General features: G+C 37.3%; 14 protein-coding genes, 1 tRNA gene and 2 pseudogenes. 13 read left to right on the top strand and 4 right to left on the bottom strand.

Annotation, left to right across the window (positions count from 1 at the left end; all coding sequences use genetic code 11):
* Positions 1-425: lysozyme (locus ACFIMQ_RS08605; protein WP_375703835.1), on the bottom strand; the 425-nt coding region annotated here is incomplete at its 3' end.
* Between the two features lie 63 nt (positions 426-488).
* The gene (locus ACFIMQ_RS08600; protein ID WP_375703834.1) at positions 489-818 is read right to left on the bottom strand and encodes a hypothetical protein; all 330 of its coding nucleotides are present in this window, start codon (positions 816-818) and stop codon (positions 489-491) included.
* Between the two features lie 2,004 nt (positions 819-2,822).
* On the opposite strand from ACFIMQ_RS08600, the gene rsmI reads away from it, so the two are divergent.
* The 4 genes from rsmI to ACFIMQ_RS08580 all read left to right on the top strand — a co-directional run bounded on the left by rsmI (position 2,823) and on the right by ACFIMQ_RS08580 (position 5,285).
* On the top strand, positions 2,823-3,710 hold the full coding sequence (gene rsmI / locus ACFIMQ_RS08595) for a 16S rRNA (cytidine(1402)-2'-O)-methyltransferase (protein WP_375616906.1): 888 nt from the start codon (positions 2,823-2,825) through the stop codon (positions 3,708-3,710).
* A 10-nt stretch (positions 3,711-3,720) separates the two neighbouring features.
* Entirely contained in the window at positions 3,721-4,089 is a 369-nt protein-coding gene (locus tag ACFIMQ_RS08590) for a YraN family protein (RefSeq protein WP_375607304.1), read from the top strand.
* Positions 4,090-4,192: 103 nt separating this feature from the next.
* Complete coding sequence (locus ACFIMQ_RS08585) at positions 4,193-4,438, top strand: hypothetical protein (protein WP_375703833.1); 246 nt, start codon at positions 4,193-4,195, stop codon at positions 4,436-4,438.
* Between the two features lie 55 nt (positions 4,439-4,493).
* The gene (locus ACFIMQ_RS08580) at positions 4,494-5,285 is read left to right on the top strand and encodes a pyrroline-5-carboxylate reductase (RefSeq protein ID WP_375703832.1); all 792 of its coding nucleotides are present in this window, start codon (positions 4,494-4,496) and stop codon (positions 5,283-5,285) included.
* Between the two features lie 483 nt (positions 5,286-5,768).
* On the opposite strand, the gene ACFIMQ_RS08575 is transcribed toward ACFIMQ_RS08580, so the two are convergent.
* Positions 5,769-6,833 (bottom strand): Mrp/NBP35 family ATP-binding protein, encoded by a 1,065-nt coding sequence (locus ACFIMQ_RS08575; RefSeq protein ID WP_375703831.1) that lies wholly within the window; start codon positions 6,831-6,833, stop codon positions 5,769-5,771.
* 519 nt (positions 6,834-7,352) lie between these two features.
* Here ACFIMQ_RS08575 and rpmH point away from each other — a divergent pair.
* The 9 genes and pseudogenes from rpmH to ACFIMQ_RS08530 all read left to right on the top strand — a co-directional run bounded on the left by rpmH (position 7,353) and on the right by ACFIMQ_RS08530 (position 14,812).
* The gene (gene rpmH, locus ACFIMQ_RS08570) at positions 7,353-7,487 is read left to right on the top strand and encodes a 50S ribosomal protein L34 (RefSeq protein ID WP_005864709.1); all 135 of its coding nucleotides are present in this window, start codon (positions 7,353-7,355) and stop codon (positions 7,485-7,487) included.
* A 117-nt stretch (positions 7,488-7,604) separates the two neighbouring features.
* The gene (gene rnpA / locus ACFIMQ_RS08565; protein ID WP_375703830.1) at positions 7,605-7,991 is read left to right on the top strand and encodes a ribonuclease P protein component; all 387 of its coding nucleotides are present in this window, start codon (positions 7,605-7,607) and stop codon (positions 7,989-7,991) included.
* On the top strand, positions 7,981-9,819 hold the full coding sequence (gene yidC / locus ACFIMQ_RS08560) for a membrane protein insertase YidC (RefSeq protein WP_375703829.1): 1,839 nt from the start codon (positions 7,981-7,983) through the stop codon (positions 9,817-9,819). Before rnpA ends, yidC begins: the two co-directional genes overlap by 11 nt.
* A complete protein-coding gene (yihA, locus tag ACFIMQ_RS08555; protein ID WP_375703828.1) occupies positions 9,816-10,460 on the top strand; it encodes a ribosome biogenesis GTP-binding protein YihA/YsxC in 645 nt (214 codons plus the stop codon). Before yidC ends, yihA begins: the two co-directional genes overlap by 4 nt.
* A gap of 144 nt (positions 10,461-10,604) precedes the next feature.
* On the top strand, positions 10,605-11,297 hold the full coding sequence (locus ACFIMQ_RS08550; protein WP_375703827.1) for a glutathione S-transferase family protein: 693 nt from the start codon (positions 10,605-10,607) through the stop codon (positions 11,295-11,297).
* A 563-nt stretch (positions 11,298-11,860) separates the two neighbouring features.
* Positions 11,861-12,041: pseudogene (locus tag ACFIMQ_RS08545) on the top strand (integrase); the annotation flags it as partial.
* 1,114 nt (positions 12,042-13,155) lie between these two features.
* On the top strand, positions 13,156-13,968 hold the full coding sequence (dapB, locus tag ACFIMQ_RS08540) for a 4-hydroxy-tetrahydrodipicolinate reductase (RefSeq protein ID WP_375703826.1): 813 nt from the start codon (positions 13,156-13,158) through the stop codon (positions 13,966-13,968).
* A gap of 28 nt (positions 13,969-13,996) precedes the next feature.
* The gene (locus tag ACFIMQ_RS08535; protein WP_375703825.1) at positions 13,997-14,617 is read left to right on the top strand and encodes a 2,3-bisphosphoglycerate-dependent phosphoglycerate mutase; all 621 of its coding nucleotides are present in this window, start codon (positions 13,997-13,999) and stop codon (positions 14,615-14,617) included.
* A 110-nt stretch (positions 14,618-14,727) separates the two neighbouring features.
* Positions 14,728-14,812 (top strand) — tRNA-Leu (locus ACFIMQ_RS08530).
* A 100-nt stretch (positions 14,813-14,912) separates the two neighbouring features.
* Here ACFIMQ_RS08530 and ACFIMQ_RS08525 read toward each other — a convergent pair.
* Positions 14,913-15,055, bottom strand: a pseudogene (locus ACFIMQ_RS08525) (DNA adenine methylase); the annotation flags it as partial.

Genomic DNA, 15,055 nt, shown 5'->3' with positions numbered 1-15,055 from the left:
GCTTCCGCTGCTCGACGGTTGGCTAAACCAGCAAGAAGCTTTCCACCTACCTTATTCCATTTCTGTAATTCAACGGGGACAGCTTCATAATCACCTTGATTAAGCTTCTTCAACAATGTTGACTTGCAAAAAGCTGCTGTTCCTACATTATAGCAAAATGATACCAATGCCGCGAATTGGCAATCCGTTAACGAAACCGTCACCGCTTCCTCGACTGCTTTCTCAAATTGCTTTAAGTCCTCACAAAGGATTTCTTCCGCTTGCTTTTGCGTAATACGCATGCCTTTTTTGACAAGCGGTTGACCTGCATTGCTGGTATGACCATAACCAATGGTCCAGATACATGCCGTATCTCTATAAGCCTCTAAACGTAATCCTTCCCATTGTTTGATAAGCTCTAAACCTTCTTGCGATATCTTTCTCATCTGACGCTCCATAAAAAAAGCCCCACAAAAGTGAGGCTGGATAAAAATGTTTTCTTATGATCTCTATTGGCTATGCTCTTTGATCAGCTGCTCGACTTCTTCAACACGAAAGCCAAGTTGAAAGAGCGGCGCATAGTCGCTTTCTTGTAATTCATACTGACAACGCTTTTCTACAAAATCACCATTTGAATCAAACGGCATGGTTGTTGTTAGACAAACCTTATGCGTATCATCTTCAATCCCCTCTTCTCCCTCTCCAAGCTCTTTAACAAAGACCCAATAAAAACGTGTTGATAAAAGACCCTCTAGCCTTCTTACCGTTTCAGCCTTATCAAAGGAAAGCATGTTCAGATAATCTTGCTTCGTATTTAAATGCTCTGGATAATCTATCATCCTACAGGAAAAGTATTATACAAAAAACTCAATAGTTTGTATGTAATTATTTTATATGAATCCACTTAAGAATCCATCCTTTTATGCATGTTTAAATTGACCATTTTTTATAAACAATTGCCATGTATGAATAGACCATAAAAAAACAAATCATGATGTAAATATTATAATGCATTGGGTGCATTCAAATGAAATAAAAAGCAGATATCATTCATAACAGTTCATAAATTTTATGATACGTTTTTATCACAGCACTAATCACATTGTTTAAAATTTAGTTGTTTAGAATTATCGATAATATACGTTTAAAGATCACATCTTGTTGTAAAGATTAGATTGTTAATAGCATAAATAACAAATTAACATTCGCCCAGATTTGCAAACGTAAAATAGAGAGCTGTCATAACAGCATCATCATAACACCAACATTTTAAAGATTGCATAAAAGGATTTAAAGACAAGATTGCTTTTAAAATGCTCTCTAAAAGTTTAGAAAACGATAAAGAGGTATTTTATATCTTATGAAATCAAAATTAATGATATAACGCAAGCAAGCGAACAAAAAAACTTTTAAAAGTATAGTTTTAAAATACGAAACTAAATATGCTTCCCCCAAATTTGGGGACACCTATTGAGACAAAGATAAGCAAGCAAAATTCAAAACCATTGTAACATCTAAGGCATGGGATTTTTCTAAATTTTTAGACAAAAGCGACAATGTTAAAGCATACTCTATTCTAAGATAACGAGCCCAAATATGAGCTGGTTAATTTTGCTAGCCAATATAGAGCGATTAATTTGTAAAGAATTACATTTGAATGCAAAATAAAAAGACGCTTATGAAAGCCTTTCTAAATGAACGTTTAAATGTTTGAAACATAAAATGAGATCTTTGTAAGAAACGTTTGAAACTGATGTTTATAACAGTTTTTAAAGCCTTACGTTTGATAAAAGCGGTTGTTTAGAGAGATCACATATTGTCTCTGCTTTTATGACTTGCATTTTTTATGGGAGCATATCCTTCAAAAAAATAAAACGCCTAAAATTAAAACAGATTTGTGTTGTTTATTTATGGATTTATTTTTAAAAGATAGCTCTCAATACATATCGGACAATTCTTTCGCGACAAATCTTGAGAAAAATATCACGTATTCTCGTCAATGAATAGTTCCATAACGCAATAAAAAGTATAAACCGGCAGCATAACTTTCTTTGCTAACTCCAATGTTGCGATAGCCTTTGCTTTAAGAGAGCTCAAAAAGGCATTTTACTCCTTTTTTACTCGTCTTTAACGACACACAAATCCTCCTTGTGATGCACATAAATGATTTTGATTCATTGATGATAAAAGGCGTTAAAATGAGATAATTTTACGATATTTAAGGCGCCTACTCTATAGGCAAAAAATAATAAATTATCCATTATAAATCAAATAATTAAGATAAAAATAAATCTTAAAAGTTTTTAAGATATTCTTTATATCTGTTAAGGGGGAAGAGAATAGGACAAAATGAAATATTTTGCTAAGAAGGGCTTATATTTGATCAATAACGATATAGCGAGTTGTTTGTGTTTTAAAAGGATCTGCTGACGTTTACTCAGAAGAACAGTTTGAATATCAATGGAGTATTTGAAAGATGGGCGTTATGGGAATAATTGAAAAAGTTTAGCTTGTAAAAAAGCACAACCAAGCGTGAAATATAGGCACGGGTAAAATTGTTGTGGTTCTCGAAGGAAAAACTTTATAGAAAATTGTAGAGCTGATAGGATATTGGGGACATCTGGAGTCTGTTTTTTTTGAAAAAGATCATGCTGACCAACACAGATGATAATGTTAGTGAATATGAAGGTAAAGCTATTGTATTGCGGAAGTATCAATTATTCGAGCAAGGTAAGCCTTTGTAAAAAAATGTACTGGTAAAAAATGAACAAAAATGGCTTATAAAGCTTATGAGTATGAATAAAAAGCTTGTGGTGAGAGGAATTTGATGAAAAGAAAAGAGCATGTGTGAAAGAGCATATTTTATAGGTGCGCATGCTTATTCTGCCCCCGTTATAGAACCAGGACTTTATCTTGTAGCAACGCCTATCGGAAATCTTGCAGATATTACGCTTCGTGCTTTGCAAGTGCTTGCAGGAATTGATATTTTAGCGTGTGAAGATACGCGGGTAACACGTGTTTTGTTGCAACGTTATGGTATTCAGAAAAAAACTTTTCTCTATCATGAACATAATGCGCAAAAAGCGGGTCCGAAACTCTTAGCCGCTTTGGCAGAAAACAAAACGGTAGCGCTTGTTTCCGATGCGGGAACGCCACTTATTTCTGATCCCGGATTTCGATTGGTAGAAAAGGCACGTAAAGCTGGTCATAAAATTATTCCGATCCCTGGAGCATCAGCTCTTTTAGCCGCTCTTATACCGACAGGGCTTCCTACGGATAGCTTTTTCTTTGCAGGTTTTTTGAGTGCACGCAAGCGACAGCGTCAAAAACGATTGGAACAATTAAAAGAGATTCCAGCGACTTTGATTTTTTATGAATCACCGCATCGTCTTGTTGAAACTTTACAGGATATGGTCACGCTTTTTTCGGCTGATCGACCTGCCGCAATTTGTCGTGAATTAACAAAAAAGTTTGAAACAGTGGATGCTTCCAATTTGGGGAATTTGTTGGAATCTTATAAAAAACAATCACATATTCGTGGAGAAATTGTTGTACTTGTTGGAGAATCATCATCTTCTTTAAACATAATGAGTGATCAAGAAGTTGATGAAATGTTATTAGAACTCTCGCGGACACATTCTGCTGCTCAGGCAGCAGCTTTGGTTGCAAAAAAGACTGGTTTTAAAAAGCAGGAACTTTTTCAGCGGTTAAATTTTTTAAAAAATGCATAAAATTAAGACTATACAAAAAAAACAGAGACAAAAGTCTTTTTATCGAGGAGTTCGTGCAGAAAAATTGGCAGCATGGTGGTTACGTTGCAAAGGGTTTCACATTGCCGAAATGCGTTTTAAAACAAAATGTGGTGAAATTGATTTAATTGCACGACGTGGAAATTTGGTTTTAATCGTTGAAGTCAAAGCACGTTCAACATTAGCCGAAGCAATGGAAGCAGTTTCTCGAATAAATGAAAAGCGAATTGAGGCAGCGGCCGATATTTGGCTAGCACGGCAAAAGGATTATGCCTTTTTGTCTGTACGTTTTGACTTGATTGCAGTTTTACCTTGGCGTTGGCCACAGCATATCCCCGCATTTTTTACATCTAATAAATAAGAGGAGGCGCCAATTTTAACCATACCCAATAAAAAACGTTTCGTTTTTATATGCATATGCGTTAAAAAGTGTGTAACAATTTGAGCACTATAAGGAGCGAAATATGGATGATTATGAAAAGTTTGCAACAGGTTTGCTCATTGTTTTTGGAGCGCTAATTATTGGTGGTTTAATGGCAATGCATATTGTTCTTATGAATAAACCAGGTTTTTTATTTGCATTAGCCGCAGCTATTGTTGGTTGGTTTTCTGCTTTTGCCGTTCTGTTTGACAAACCAAAAGTCTATTTGGGCTTGATTATTCTTGCTATTTTATGTGTTACTTCCTCAATTAGCATTTATGTTAGTTAAAACACATAAACTGTTAATTGAGATTCCTTTTAAAATATAAAACTGAGGAAGAGAAATGAAACTTGGCTTTTTGGGAACAGGCACAATCAGTGCTTCAATGGTCAATGGCCTCATGACAAGCACCTTTGACGTTTCTTCCATTATTGTTTCACCGCGTAATGCACAAACAGCAGAGCATCTTTCACACACGTATGATAAGGTTATGATTGCTGAAAATAACCAAGCATTGCTCGATGTGAGTGATTGTGTTTTTCTTTGCTTACCTAACCAAATTGCAGAAAGCGTTTTGCGTTCTCTTCGCTTTCGTCCAGAACAGCTGGTTATTTCCGTACTTGCTATGGCAAAAGCAGCAGAAGTAGAAGAATGGATCAACCATAAAGTTTATCGTGCTGTTCCTTTACCTTTTGTCGCAGAGTGTAAAAATTTGACACCAATTTATCCCGATCATCCCTTTTTACGTGCTCTATTTGATGCATTGGGGGGTACATTGGTACTGGATAAGGAAGAGCAGTTTAATCTTTTTATGACTGCTGGTTCACTTATGGGCATATATTTTAATTTTATAGAAACAGCCCATCAATGGTTTATAACACAGGGGTTAAAACAACAGCAATCAGCAGAATTTCTTACCATGATGTTTGGCAATCTTACAGATGAAATGCGTAAAATTATAGCAACAGATTGTTCTACATCTCTCGATTTTGCACGACTTGAAAAAGAGTTTTCAACAAAGGGGGGAACAAATGAATTTTTGTCAAACTGTTTTTCTCATCAAGGGGGAAGAAGTGCTTTAACAACGGCTATTGAAGCTACTTTTCAAAAAATAAATGCTTCTAAAAAGACTTGACCAGCATTTTTTATCCTCTCTATAAGAGAAAGTTATTGGTATTTTCATTGAGTTCTTCTTGAATATGGAGTGATAACATTGTCTGCTATACATATTTCAAGAGCAAGATAAATGGGCTTTTTAAATACCCATCCCTTTAATTTAAGTAGATAGGAATAAATCTTCCGATTAATCTTCAAGATGTTTTTATCGCAAAAAAGTGATTGTTAAATATTTTTGACAACCTTTTACCATTTCCCTACATTATTTTCATTTTCTGTCTTCTTCTTTTTGCACCACTGCCAATATTTTTCCGCCTCATTGCTCCAGCCGCGCCGATTGAGTTTCCCTTCAGATTACCCAAGTGCATGGCTCATTTTTTGTTTGTTTCACCTCTAGTACTCCACTCAAACATTAAAGCTCCCTCTTCTCCTTACAAAAAAGCGACTATTTTTCTGTTTTTCGTGATTGTATTTTCGCAAATTCTCTTCAACAAACATGTATTCAAAAGAGTTTATTTTTTATTTGATCAACAATTGTACGATACAGTTTAGCTAGCTCTTCACTAGGCTTAGCAACAAAAATAGGGACGCCCTCATCTGAAGACAATCGTAAAGCTGGATCAAGCGGTATTTCTGCTAAGAAAGGGACCTCTCGACGTTCTGCTTCTGCCCGTGCACCACCATAGCCAAAAATATCGTAGCGTTTTCCTGTATCAGGAGCGATAAAACAACTCATATTCTCAATGAGTCCTAAGATAGGAACGTTGACTTTCATGAACATTTCTATCGCTTTACGCGCATCAACTAAAGCAAGATCCTGAGGAGTAGAAACGACCAACGCACCCGTTAATTGTACTTGTTGCGCAAGCGTTAATTGTGCATCCCCTGTACCTGGCGGCATATCAACGACTAAAACATCCAAAGGACCCCATACAACATCTCGTAACAATTGCGTTACAGCTGCCATAACCATAGGACCACGCCATACCACCGGCTTTTCTTCCTCCACCAAAAATCCCATTGACATCAATTTCAGACCGAATTTTTCAAGAGGTTGAATCTTTTTTTCTCCAATGAGCTGTGGTTTTTGATTAATAAGTCCTGTCAAACGTGGCAAAGAGGGGCCATAGATATCTGCATCCATCACCCCCGTTTTGAAACCAGAATCCTGTAAAGCTAGGGCGATATTTATCGCCATCGTAGATTTTCCAACCCCTCCTTTTCCAGAAGCAACAGCAATCACATGCCGCACACCTTCTATGGGCATTTTTACAGGGAGCAGATTGGCTCTCCGTCTAGGAGCAGATAGCTTTGTTGTTTTTTCAGCTGTAAGTGTGATAAAAACAGATTTCACGCCTTCCAAAGCACACACCACCTTTTCAGCAGAACGGCGCAATGATTCCCACTCTTGCATACGTCCATCAGGAACTGTAATGGAAAAGAAAACCTTGCCATCAGCAATCAATATTTCTGAAAGAAGCCCTAACGATACAATATCGCTTTCAAGATCTGGTCCTTTGATTTTACGTAACACATTGCGGACAACCTCACTTGTGATCGGAGCCACGTTCTTTCCTCTCTATAAAAATACCAGCAAATACGCATAAAATGAAAAACACTAACCGTTTTATCACTTGATAATCTTCTACTTTACTCAGGATTATAAAGTAATAAATTACTTATATTTTCTCTCTTTAAAAATATGAAACCATCCTTAAATCAAGCATTTTAATGAATGTTTTGATAAGAATTTTGTAAAAACTAAAACTGAGAAACCCTCTGAAAATTAAAGTATACTTCAAATTGATCAGACATCAATCAATCACATTTAATTCTTTAAAGTCTTGATCATTTATTTTCTGTACACCCAATCATTATTTTCTATTTTCTGACACTTTAAAATATCACAAATAATTATAAGGTGTTTTGTATTTTTTCAAGAGAGAGAAAAACAATCTAAGATTGACTTTTTTTATATTTTTCCTTATGGGTTAACAGCCGTATGATAGGATAAATTTTTTATCGAGCGCATAACTACTCATTAAAACTAAGATAAGAAGGGCCGCACTCCGCGGTATTTAAATAAATGAAACGTACTTACCAACCCTCTAAACTTGTCCGTAAACGCCGCCATGGGTTTCGTGCACGCATGGCAACAGCTGGAGGACGTAAAGTTATTGCTGCAAGACGTGCTCGTGGACGTAAGCGGCTTTCTGCTTAACCGTTTAAATTTTCACAACTGTTGAGTGTTGCTCATCATGTCCTCGTTGTGAAACTTTTGTTATGAACTTTTAGTGCCTGCAAGCAGGCATTTAATAAAATTGCGAAATGTTCTTTTATGAAGAAAAAACATCCCTGCCGTATTCGCAAAAGAGCAGATTTTTTGGCTGTTCGTACAGGAGAAAAACGACGTGGTCCTTTATTTTTACTCGAAGTTAAATCTCGTGAGCAAACAACAGAAAAATCTTCTCTTGTTGCGCGTGTAGGCTTCACTGTTACCCGTAAAAACGGTAATGCTGTTAAACGTAATCGTATCAAAAGGCGTTTGCGTGAAGCTGTAAGAGTTGGTGTAGACCACATGGAAGCAGGAACGGACTATGTCATTGTGGCGTATCGTGATGTGTTACATGCCCCTTTTACATCTTTGATTAGTGAATTAAATCATCGAATAAAACCAAAAATAAAACATCAGCAACGACAACAAGGGTGTACGAATGGAATATAATCGCAATTTCTTCATCGCTATTGGCTTATCTTTCGTAGTACTTGTTGCATGGCAATTTCTTCATGTTGCTCCCAAACAAGCAAAGTTACAAAAACAACAAGTTATCACACAGCAATTATCAAAACAACAATCAGCACTTTCTACGGACACGACAAACTTTTCTAACGATCCCTCAATGCACGAAGCAACATCGATCATTGAACAACCAATGACTCCTGAAATTCGAAAGGCTGTATTGGCCAAAACAGAGCGTATTGCGATCAAAACCGATGAACTTGAAGGCTCTATTAATCTTGTTGGTGCACAATTTGATGATCTTCACCTCAAAAAATATCGTTTAACAGTCGATAAAAAGTCACCGGAAATCGATTTGCTGAATCCTAAAGGCTTCAAAACGACCTACCTTGCTGAGTTTGGTTTTACCAGTGCATCTTTGCCAGCAAAAGCTTTGCCACAATCTGATACACAATGGCAAATAGAGGGAAACAACACAACTCTGACCCCTTCAACACCCATCACTTTAATTTATAATAATGGGCAGGGGCAAATCTTCCGCCGCACCCTTTCTGTTGATGATCATTACATGTTTACCATTGAGGATTCGATCAGCAATGAAAGCGATCAACCAATATATCTCTCGTCCTATGCCCGCGTTGCACGTGCAGCGCCACCAACAAATACAAATGCAACCTATTTGCTTCATGAGGGGATGATAGGAATTGCGGGAGATTCGCTCCAAACTGAAAAATATAAAACCTTAGCAGAACTTGATCCAAATCCTGATAATGGGCAAAAGAGTATAACCTTCTCCAAAGTAACAGGAGGTTGGATTGGTATTACCGATAAATATTGGGCCGTAGCGGTCATTCCCCCGCAAGATAAAGAATATACGAGCCGTTTTATTTATTTTGATCGTTTGCAGACGCATTATCAGTCTGACTTGCTAGGAGCGCTTTTAACGGTTGCTCCAAATGAAACAAAAACTGTTACAAATCGTCTGTTTGCTGGTGCAAAACAAGTTGAAATCATTAATGACTATCAAAATAGCCTAAAAATCAAAAAGTTTGCTCTTTTAATTGATTGGGGCTGGTTTGATTTCATCACCAAACCAATGTTTGCCCTCATTGATATTCTTTATAAGCAAACAGGAAATTTTGGTATCGCCATCCTTCTTGTCACAGTGCTCTTAAAAACACTTCTTTTCCCTCTAGCCAATAAATCTTACAAATCTATGGCGCGTATGAAGCTTATACAACCGCGGTTGCTAGAAATAAAAGAAAAATATCCCGATGACCGAAACAAACAGCAACAGGCGATAATAGATCTGTATAAAACTGAAAAAATTAATCCCCTTGCCGGTTGTTGGCCAATGTTGGTTCAATTTCCAATATTCTTTGCTCTTTATAAAGTTCTCTATATCACCATTGAAATGCGCCATGCACCTTTCTTTGGCTGGGTTCAAGATTTAGCAGCACCTGATCCGACGTCTCTTTTTAACTTGTTTGGTCTCTTGCCATACACAACACCAACATTTCTTATGATTGGTGCATGGCCTTTGATTATGGGAATAACGATGTTTTTACAAATGCGAATGAATCCCGCTCCTCAAGACCAAACCCAAGCGATAATCTTCACATGGATGCCTGTCATCTTTACTTTTATGCTTGCCTCTTTTCCTGTTGGTCTTATCATCTATTGGGCATGGAACAATATACTATCAATAATTCAGCAAAGCATCATAATGAAACGCCAAGGCGTCAAAATTGAACTTTTTGATAATCTGAAATCCATGTGGAGAAAATCATCCCAAAAAGAAGAGCATGAATGACAAGAATTTCTTCCCTTTCTGGAATTTTTTCTCGCAATTGGATTTTTATTCGTGGTGTACCAGCAATACACTTCCTTCCTCCTGAAGGACCACCAGAAATTGCATTTGCAGGACGTTCCAATGTTGGAAAATCATCTTTAATCAACGCACTCGTCCAACAAAAAAGCTTAGCACGTACCTCAAACACACCAGGACGGACTCAAGAGCTTAATTATTTTGTACCCGATGGTTTCAGTGGAGAGCTAGGAGATCTTCCCCCTCTAGCATTAGTAGATATGCCTGGTTATGGTTTCGCGGCAGCTCCTAAAAATCTGGTTGATGCGTGGACAAATTTGATTTTTAGCTATTTACGGGGACGCACAACGCTAAAACGTGTGTATATCTTAATTGATTCACGCCACGGAATTAAAAACAATGATGAAGAGGTTCTTGCTCTTCTTGATAAAGCCGCTGTTTCTTATCAAATTGTTTTGACAAAAAGCGATAAAATCAAATCAAAAGCCTTAGAAAAATTAATTATGATCACACAAACAAAGCTTCTTAAGCGCCCAGCAGCTTACCCTGAGCTTCTTGTAACCTCTTCAGAAAAAGCTCTCGGTTTGGAAGAATTACGTGCTGCCATTTTGCAAACCATCGCATAAGAGAATGCATTCCTATCATTAATAATTTATTAATCATAATTGCTAGCAGCTGCTAATGATCTTGTACTTCTCGTCAAGCATCTTTATAAATAAAAAGCCATTACTTGAAAGAATTTCCATCAACTCTATTTGATAATGTAAATTATGCTGACACTTTTTCACTCTCCCCTATCCACTGCTTCACGCTTCATACGCCTCATTCTCGGAGAATATGGTCTAAACACGCAACTGATTGAAGAATATGAATGGGCTAGAAGGCACGAATTTCTTGCCTTAAATCCTGCTGGTCAGGTTCCTGTTTTTCTTGATGAACACGAAGTTCCATTATCAGGTGCCCTTGTTATCTGCGAATATTTAGACGAAACACATGGAAGTTTACGACAAGAAAATAAGCTCTTTCCGGAAAATCCTTTAGAGCGTGCGGAAGTACGCCGTCTCAATGATTGGTTCTTAAATAAATTCGAAAATGAAGCAACACGCCATATCGTACGAGAACGAATCCATAAACGTGAAATGCCACTTGCCATTGGCGGTGGTGCTCCTAATTCACAAATTTTACGCAATGCGCGTGCCAATATTTTACCCCATATGAACTATCTCAATTGGCTTTGTGCCTCTCGCGATAGCTTAGTGGGTTCTACCTTGTCCTATGCAGACCTAGCAGCCGCAGCCTCTATTTCTGTACTTGACTTTCTAGGAGAAATTGACTGGGAACAATCTCCTGCTGCCAAAGACTGGTATATGCGAATTAAATCACGCCCTTCTTTTCGTTCTCTTTTAACAGATCGCGTCCGCGGAATCGTTGCAAGTACTCACTATGCTGATCTTGATTTCTAACTATCTTTCACCAACAAAAGTAAAAGCGATATTTTATCTAAAGGATACTTCTAGGTTTATAAATTTTTATGCATGTGTACAAACAATGCAATAATACATTGATTTATAGTCTTACTTGAAAAGAGAATAAGACACCACCATGATATTTTCTCATTTCAAAACTCCTTATAATGCATCAAAAAAATCACTTTCTTGTCGTGTTACATAAAAAAACAGCACGAGGAGAAAAAGTATTTAAAAAAGGATTTTTAAATACTCTAGTTAAAAACAAGAGCTGTAGCACCATTGGAAGCGTGATCAATAACATAACAATACCTAGGCATGCTATTCTCTATTCTTCTCAATATATGAAAAAGTGCATGGCATGGCATGCCTATTATTTACTCTATAAAGCGTTGATTTATAATCATAATTCTCTGTCTTATATGTTGAATGAGAATCCCGAATATCATAGGATTCTCTCATCCCAAACCTGTTCCATGTTGAATCAATCAAAACTATTCGCTTGCACGTTACAAGCGGGGTTAGCGTGTAGATAAAAAGCTATTAAGAAAGGACTAAAAATGCCTCTTATGAACCGTCTTAATGCAAAATCTGTCGCAACATTGGAAGCTGGCAAAATGTGTGATGATGCCGGCTTGTTATTTCATAAGCGTAAAGATGGGAATGCTCAATGGATTTACCGTTATACTATTCACGGGCGATCACCGTAAAATGGGCTTGAGAGCGTTGAGAGATGTTTCTTGCTCTATATTGATCTCCTCCCCACACCTCAAAAAACGGAGATTCTTACCAGCCACCGGACTGTCAACAGTCCAGCTTCTCACGGGCAAGTTCCACCTGCTGACCACTCATGCGGTTCACTTCATAGGCTCTACAGGCAAGTCCTACCCCTGAACACTGATCACGATATCTAAAAAACACTTAATATGTAAAGCTTTTCATACCTTATATCACCGCCCTAAACAACAGTGTTGTACGGCATAATAGGATAAAAAAAACCGCCATGCGTTTTTACAACATAACAATTTTTTTAACTGACTTCCTTAAAAGGCAAAGAATCCGATTAACTCCCGTGTATAAACAATTCGACTTCTTATTGATCTCTTGTTTTTGCCCCCTTTTATGTGATTTTATTTATAGATAACAGATTAGTCTACAATATAAATAATCTCTTTTTAAACTTGAATCATGAACCTCAAATACTTTTTTCCCATTACCCGCCTCACATTTGCATCAATCAAAATCTTTTTCTTGTGCGTTGCAAATGGGATTGGCGTATGGAAAAAATATTAAAGAAAAAATAAAATAAAAATGCCGATGAATTGTTTCAAATGCCAAGAGCTGTTGCTACATTGAAGACGAGCAAAGTACATGATAGTGCTTATTTGCTCTTTTATGAAGCACAAAGACCGTAGTGCAGAATGGACTTTATATTATTCATGGGCTCTCTCATTATATTCTTCACAAGCACATCATAAAATGAGTTTAGAAGTATTGAGACACATTTCTTTAAAGCAAGCGCATAAATTGACAACATAAGCATATTTATTTTAGGGTATCTTGTTTGCATAAGGAACGTGACCCCATCAAAGAACGCGAGATACAAAAGCGTAAAGTAATGCGTAATCTCCATTAGGGCTTTATAAGCAAGCCTTACCTAGAAATATCCATCACGCGTTGTAACAAAAAATATCTCTATGTAAATTTGTAAATCTTATATCACGGTCGTGTTTTTACAGCACAAAAAAATAAATTAAAGTAGAAAAATTTTTTCCTATAAACAAAAAGAACCGTTGGAAAGAAGGTAAGAATTTGCCTATACTACGCGCAGTCAAAGTATCATAAGGAGACAAAAATGCGCCTTACAGTTGTTGGTGCAAATGGGAGAATGGGGCGTGAACTCATTACAGCAATCGGGCATAGGAAAGATGTAGAGCTTTGTGCTGTTCTTGTACGTAAAGATTCACCTTTTGTAGGAAAAGATGCGAGTGCATTAATTGGTTCAGATTCTCTTGGGATTCGCATCACTGATGATCCCCAAAAGGCCTTTTCTAACACAGAAGGTATTTTAGATTTTTCACAACCACAAGCCAGTATTCTTTATGCTCACTATGCTGCTCAAAAAGGTCTTGTTCATATTATTGGCACCACAGGATTTAGCAAAACAGAAGAAGAAAAAATTGCGAATTTTGCGAAATATACAACAATTGTCAAATCTGGCAATATGAGTCTTGGAATAAATCTTTTAGCCAACCTTGTAAAGAAAGCCGCTAAAACGTTAGAAACCGATGATTTTGATATCGAAATTTATGAAATGCATCACGCTAACAAAGTTGATGCCCCTTCTGGAACAGCCCTTCTTCTTGGACAAGCTGCCGCTGAGGGTCGCAATGTTATGCTTCAAAATGTGCGTGTTAATGAACGCAATGGCCATACAGGTAAACGCAAAAAAGGTACCATTGGCTTTTCCTGTTCACGTGGTGGAACAGTTGTTGGTGAACACAGTGTCATTTTTGCCGGTTCCAATGAGCGCATTATTCTTTCACATACAGCGCAAGAACGCTCTATCTTTGCCAATGGCGCATTAAAAGCAGCTTTGTGGGCAAAAAATCATGAAAACGGTCTTTATTCAATGCTCGATGTTTTGGGATTGAACAATGAATTTTAAACGATCAATGTAACGTAGGAAAATCATAATGGGACGCACACTTGTACTCATCCGTCATGGACAAAGTGAATGGAATCTCAAAAATCTTTTCACAGGTTGGAAAGATCCTGATTTAACAGAAAAAGGTCACGCAGAAGCAATAGAAGCAGGAAAAAATCTTAAAGCAGCTGGTTTAAAATTTGATATTGCTTATACGTCAGCCTTACAGCGCGCACAAAAAACGGCTCGGCATATTTTAGAGCAAATGGGTCAATCTGACTTGCAATTGATAAAGACCCCTGCATTAAATGAACGCAACTATGGTGATCTTGCAGGTTTGAATAAAGATGCAGTGCGTCAACAATGGGGAGAAAAACAAGTCCAGATCTGGCGCCGCTCCTATACAACTGCCCCCCCGAATGGAGAAAGCCTCCGCGACACCGGTGCACGCATTTGGCCTTATTATCTTTACCATATCCAGCCTCATATTTTGCGCTCTCAAACAGTTTTGATCGCAGCGCATGGAAACTCTCTTCGTGCTCTTATGATGGCGCTTGAAGATCTAAACGGCGAAGAAATTATATCTCAAGAATTAGCAACCGGTATTCCTATTATTTACACATTTAATCCCGATTCAACTATTTCATCAAAGACAATCATCACACCTTAAACTTTCAAAACCATGATATCCTCCACACAAAAATTCAGTAATTTTATAAAAAAATAAATTCTATAATTTTATTGACAGAACTGCTTCACAAGCTTAGATGAATTTTATAAGCCCAGATGGCGGAATTGGTAGACGCGCAGGTTTCAGGTACCTGTGCCGCAAGGCGTGGAGGTTCGAGTCCTCTTTTGGGCACCATGTTCTTTTTTATCCAAAATAATTTATTGATTTTCCATATATTTTTTACAGTGAGGGACGCGTAAATAAAAGTGAGGGAATATGGTTTTGCAATATGTTCTCAATTATTGCAAATCAGGAGTTCTTTTCGGGGTGTTTTTTAGTAAAGCCTGCTGTCCAAAGGGTTTCTAATTCTAAAAAGTCAAAATCCTTAAAAATCTCTCGAACCGCATCACAATCATTCAGACTCAAAACAAACTTCCC

Origin of the sequence: Bartonella sp. AD13SXNS (genome assembly GCF_042196465.1) — a bacterium.
Taxonomy (GTDB): domain Bacteria; phylum Pseudomonadota; class Alphaproteobacteria; order Rhizobiales; family Rhizobiaceae; genus Bartonella.
Note: the sequence above shows the minus strand (reverse complement) of the source record. Positions and strands in the feature narration are given on the sequence as shown.

Coding starts and splice junctions, on each gene's coding strand:
- ACFIMQ_RS08600 (WP_375703834.1), bottom strand. CDS start 818: ATGATAGATTATCCAGAGCATTTAAATACGAAGCAAGATTATCTGAAC.
- rsmI (WP_375616906.1), top strand. CDS start 2,823: ATGTGTGAAAGAGCATATTTTATAGGTGCGCATGCTTATTCTGCCCCC.
- ACFIMQ_RS08585 (WP_375703833.1), top strand. CDS start 4,193: ATGGATGATTATGAAAAGTTTGCAACAGGTTTGCTCATTGTTTTTGGA.
- ACFIMQ_RS08580 (WP_375703832.1), top strand. CDS start 4,494: ATGAAACTTGGCTTTTTGGGAACAGGCACAATCAGTGCTTCAATGGTC.
- rpmH (WP_005864709.1), top strand. CDS start 7,353: ATGAAACGTACTTACCAACCCTCTAAACTTGTCCGTAAACGCCGCCAT.
- rnpA (WP_375703830.1), top strand. CDS start 7,605: ATGAAGAAAAAACATCCCTGCCGTATTCGCAAAAGAGCAGATTTTTTG.
- yidC (WP_375703829.1), top strand. CDS start 7,981: ATGGAATATAATCGCAATTTCTTCATCGCTATTGGCTTATCTTTCGTA.
- yihA (WP_375703828.1), top strand. CDS start 9,816: ATGACAAGAATTTCTTCCCTTTCTGGAATTTTTTCTCGCAATTGGATT.
- ACFIMQ_RS08550 (WP_375703827.1), top strand. CDS start 10,605: ATGCTGACACTTTTTCACTCTCCCCTATCCACTGCTTCACGCTTCATA.
- dapB (WP_375703826.1), top strand. CDS start 13,156: ATGCGCCTTACAGTTGTTGGTGCAAATGGGAGAATGGGGCGTGAACTC.
- ACFIMQ_RS08535 (WP_375703825.1), top strand. CDS start 13,997: ATGGGACGCACACTTGTACTCATCCGTCATGGACAAAGTGAATGGAAT.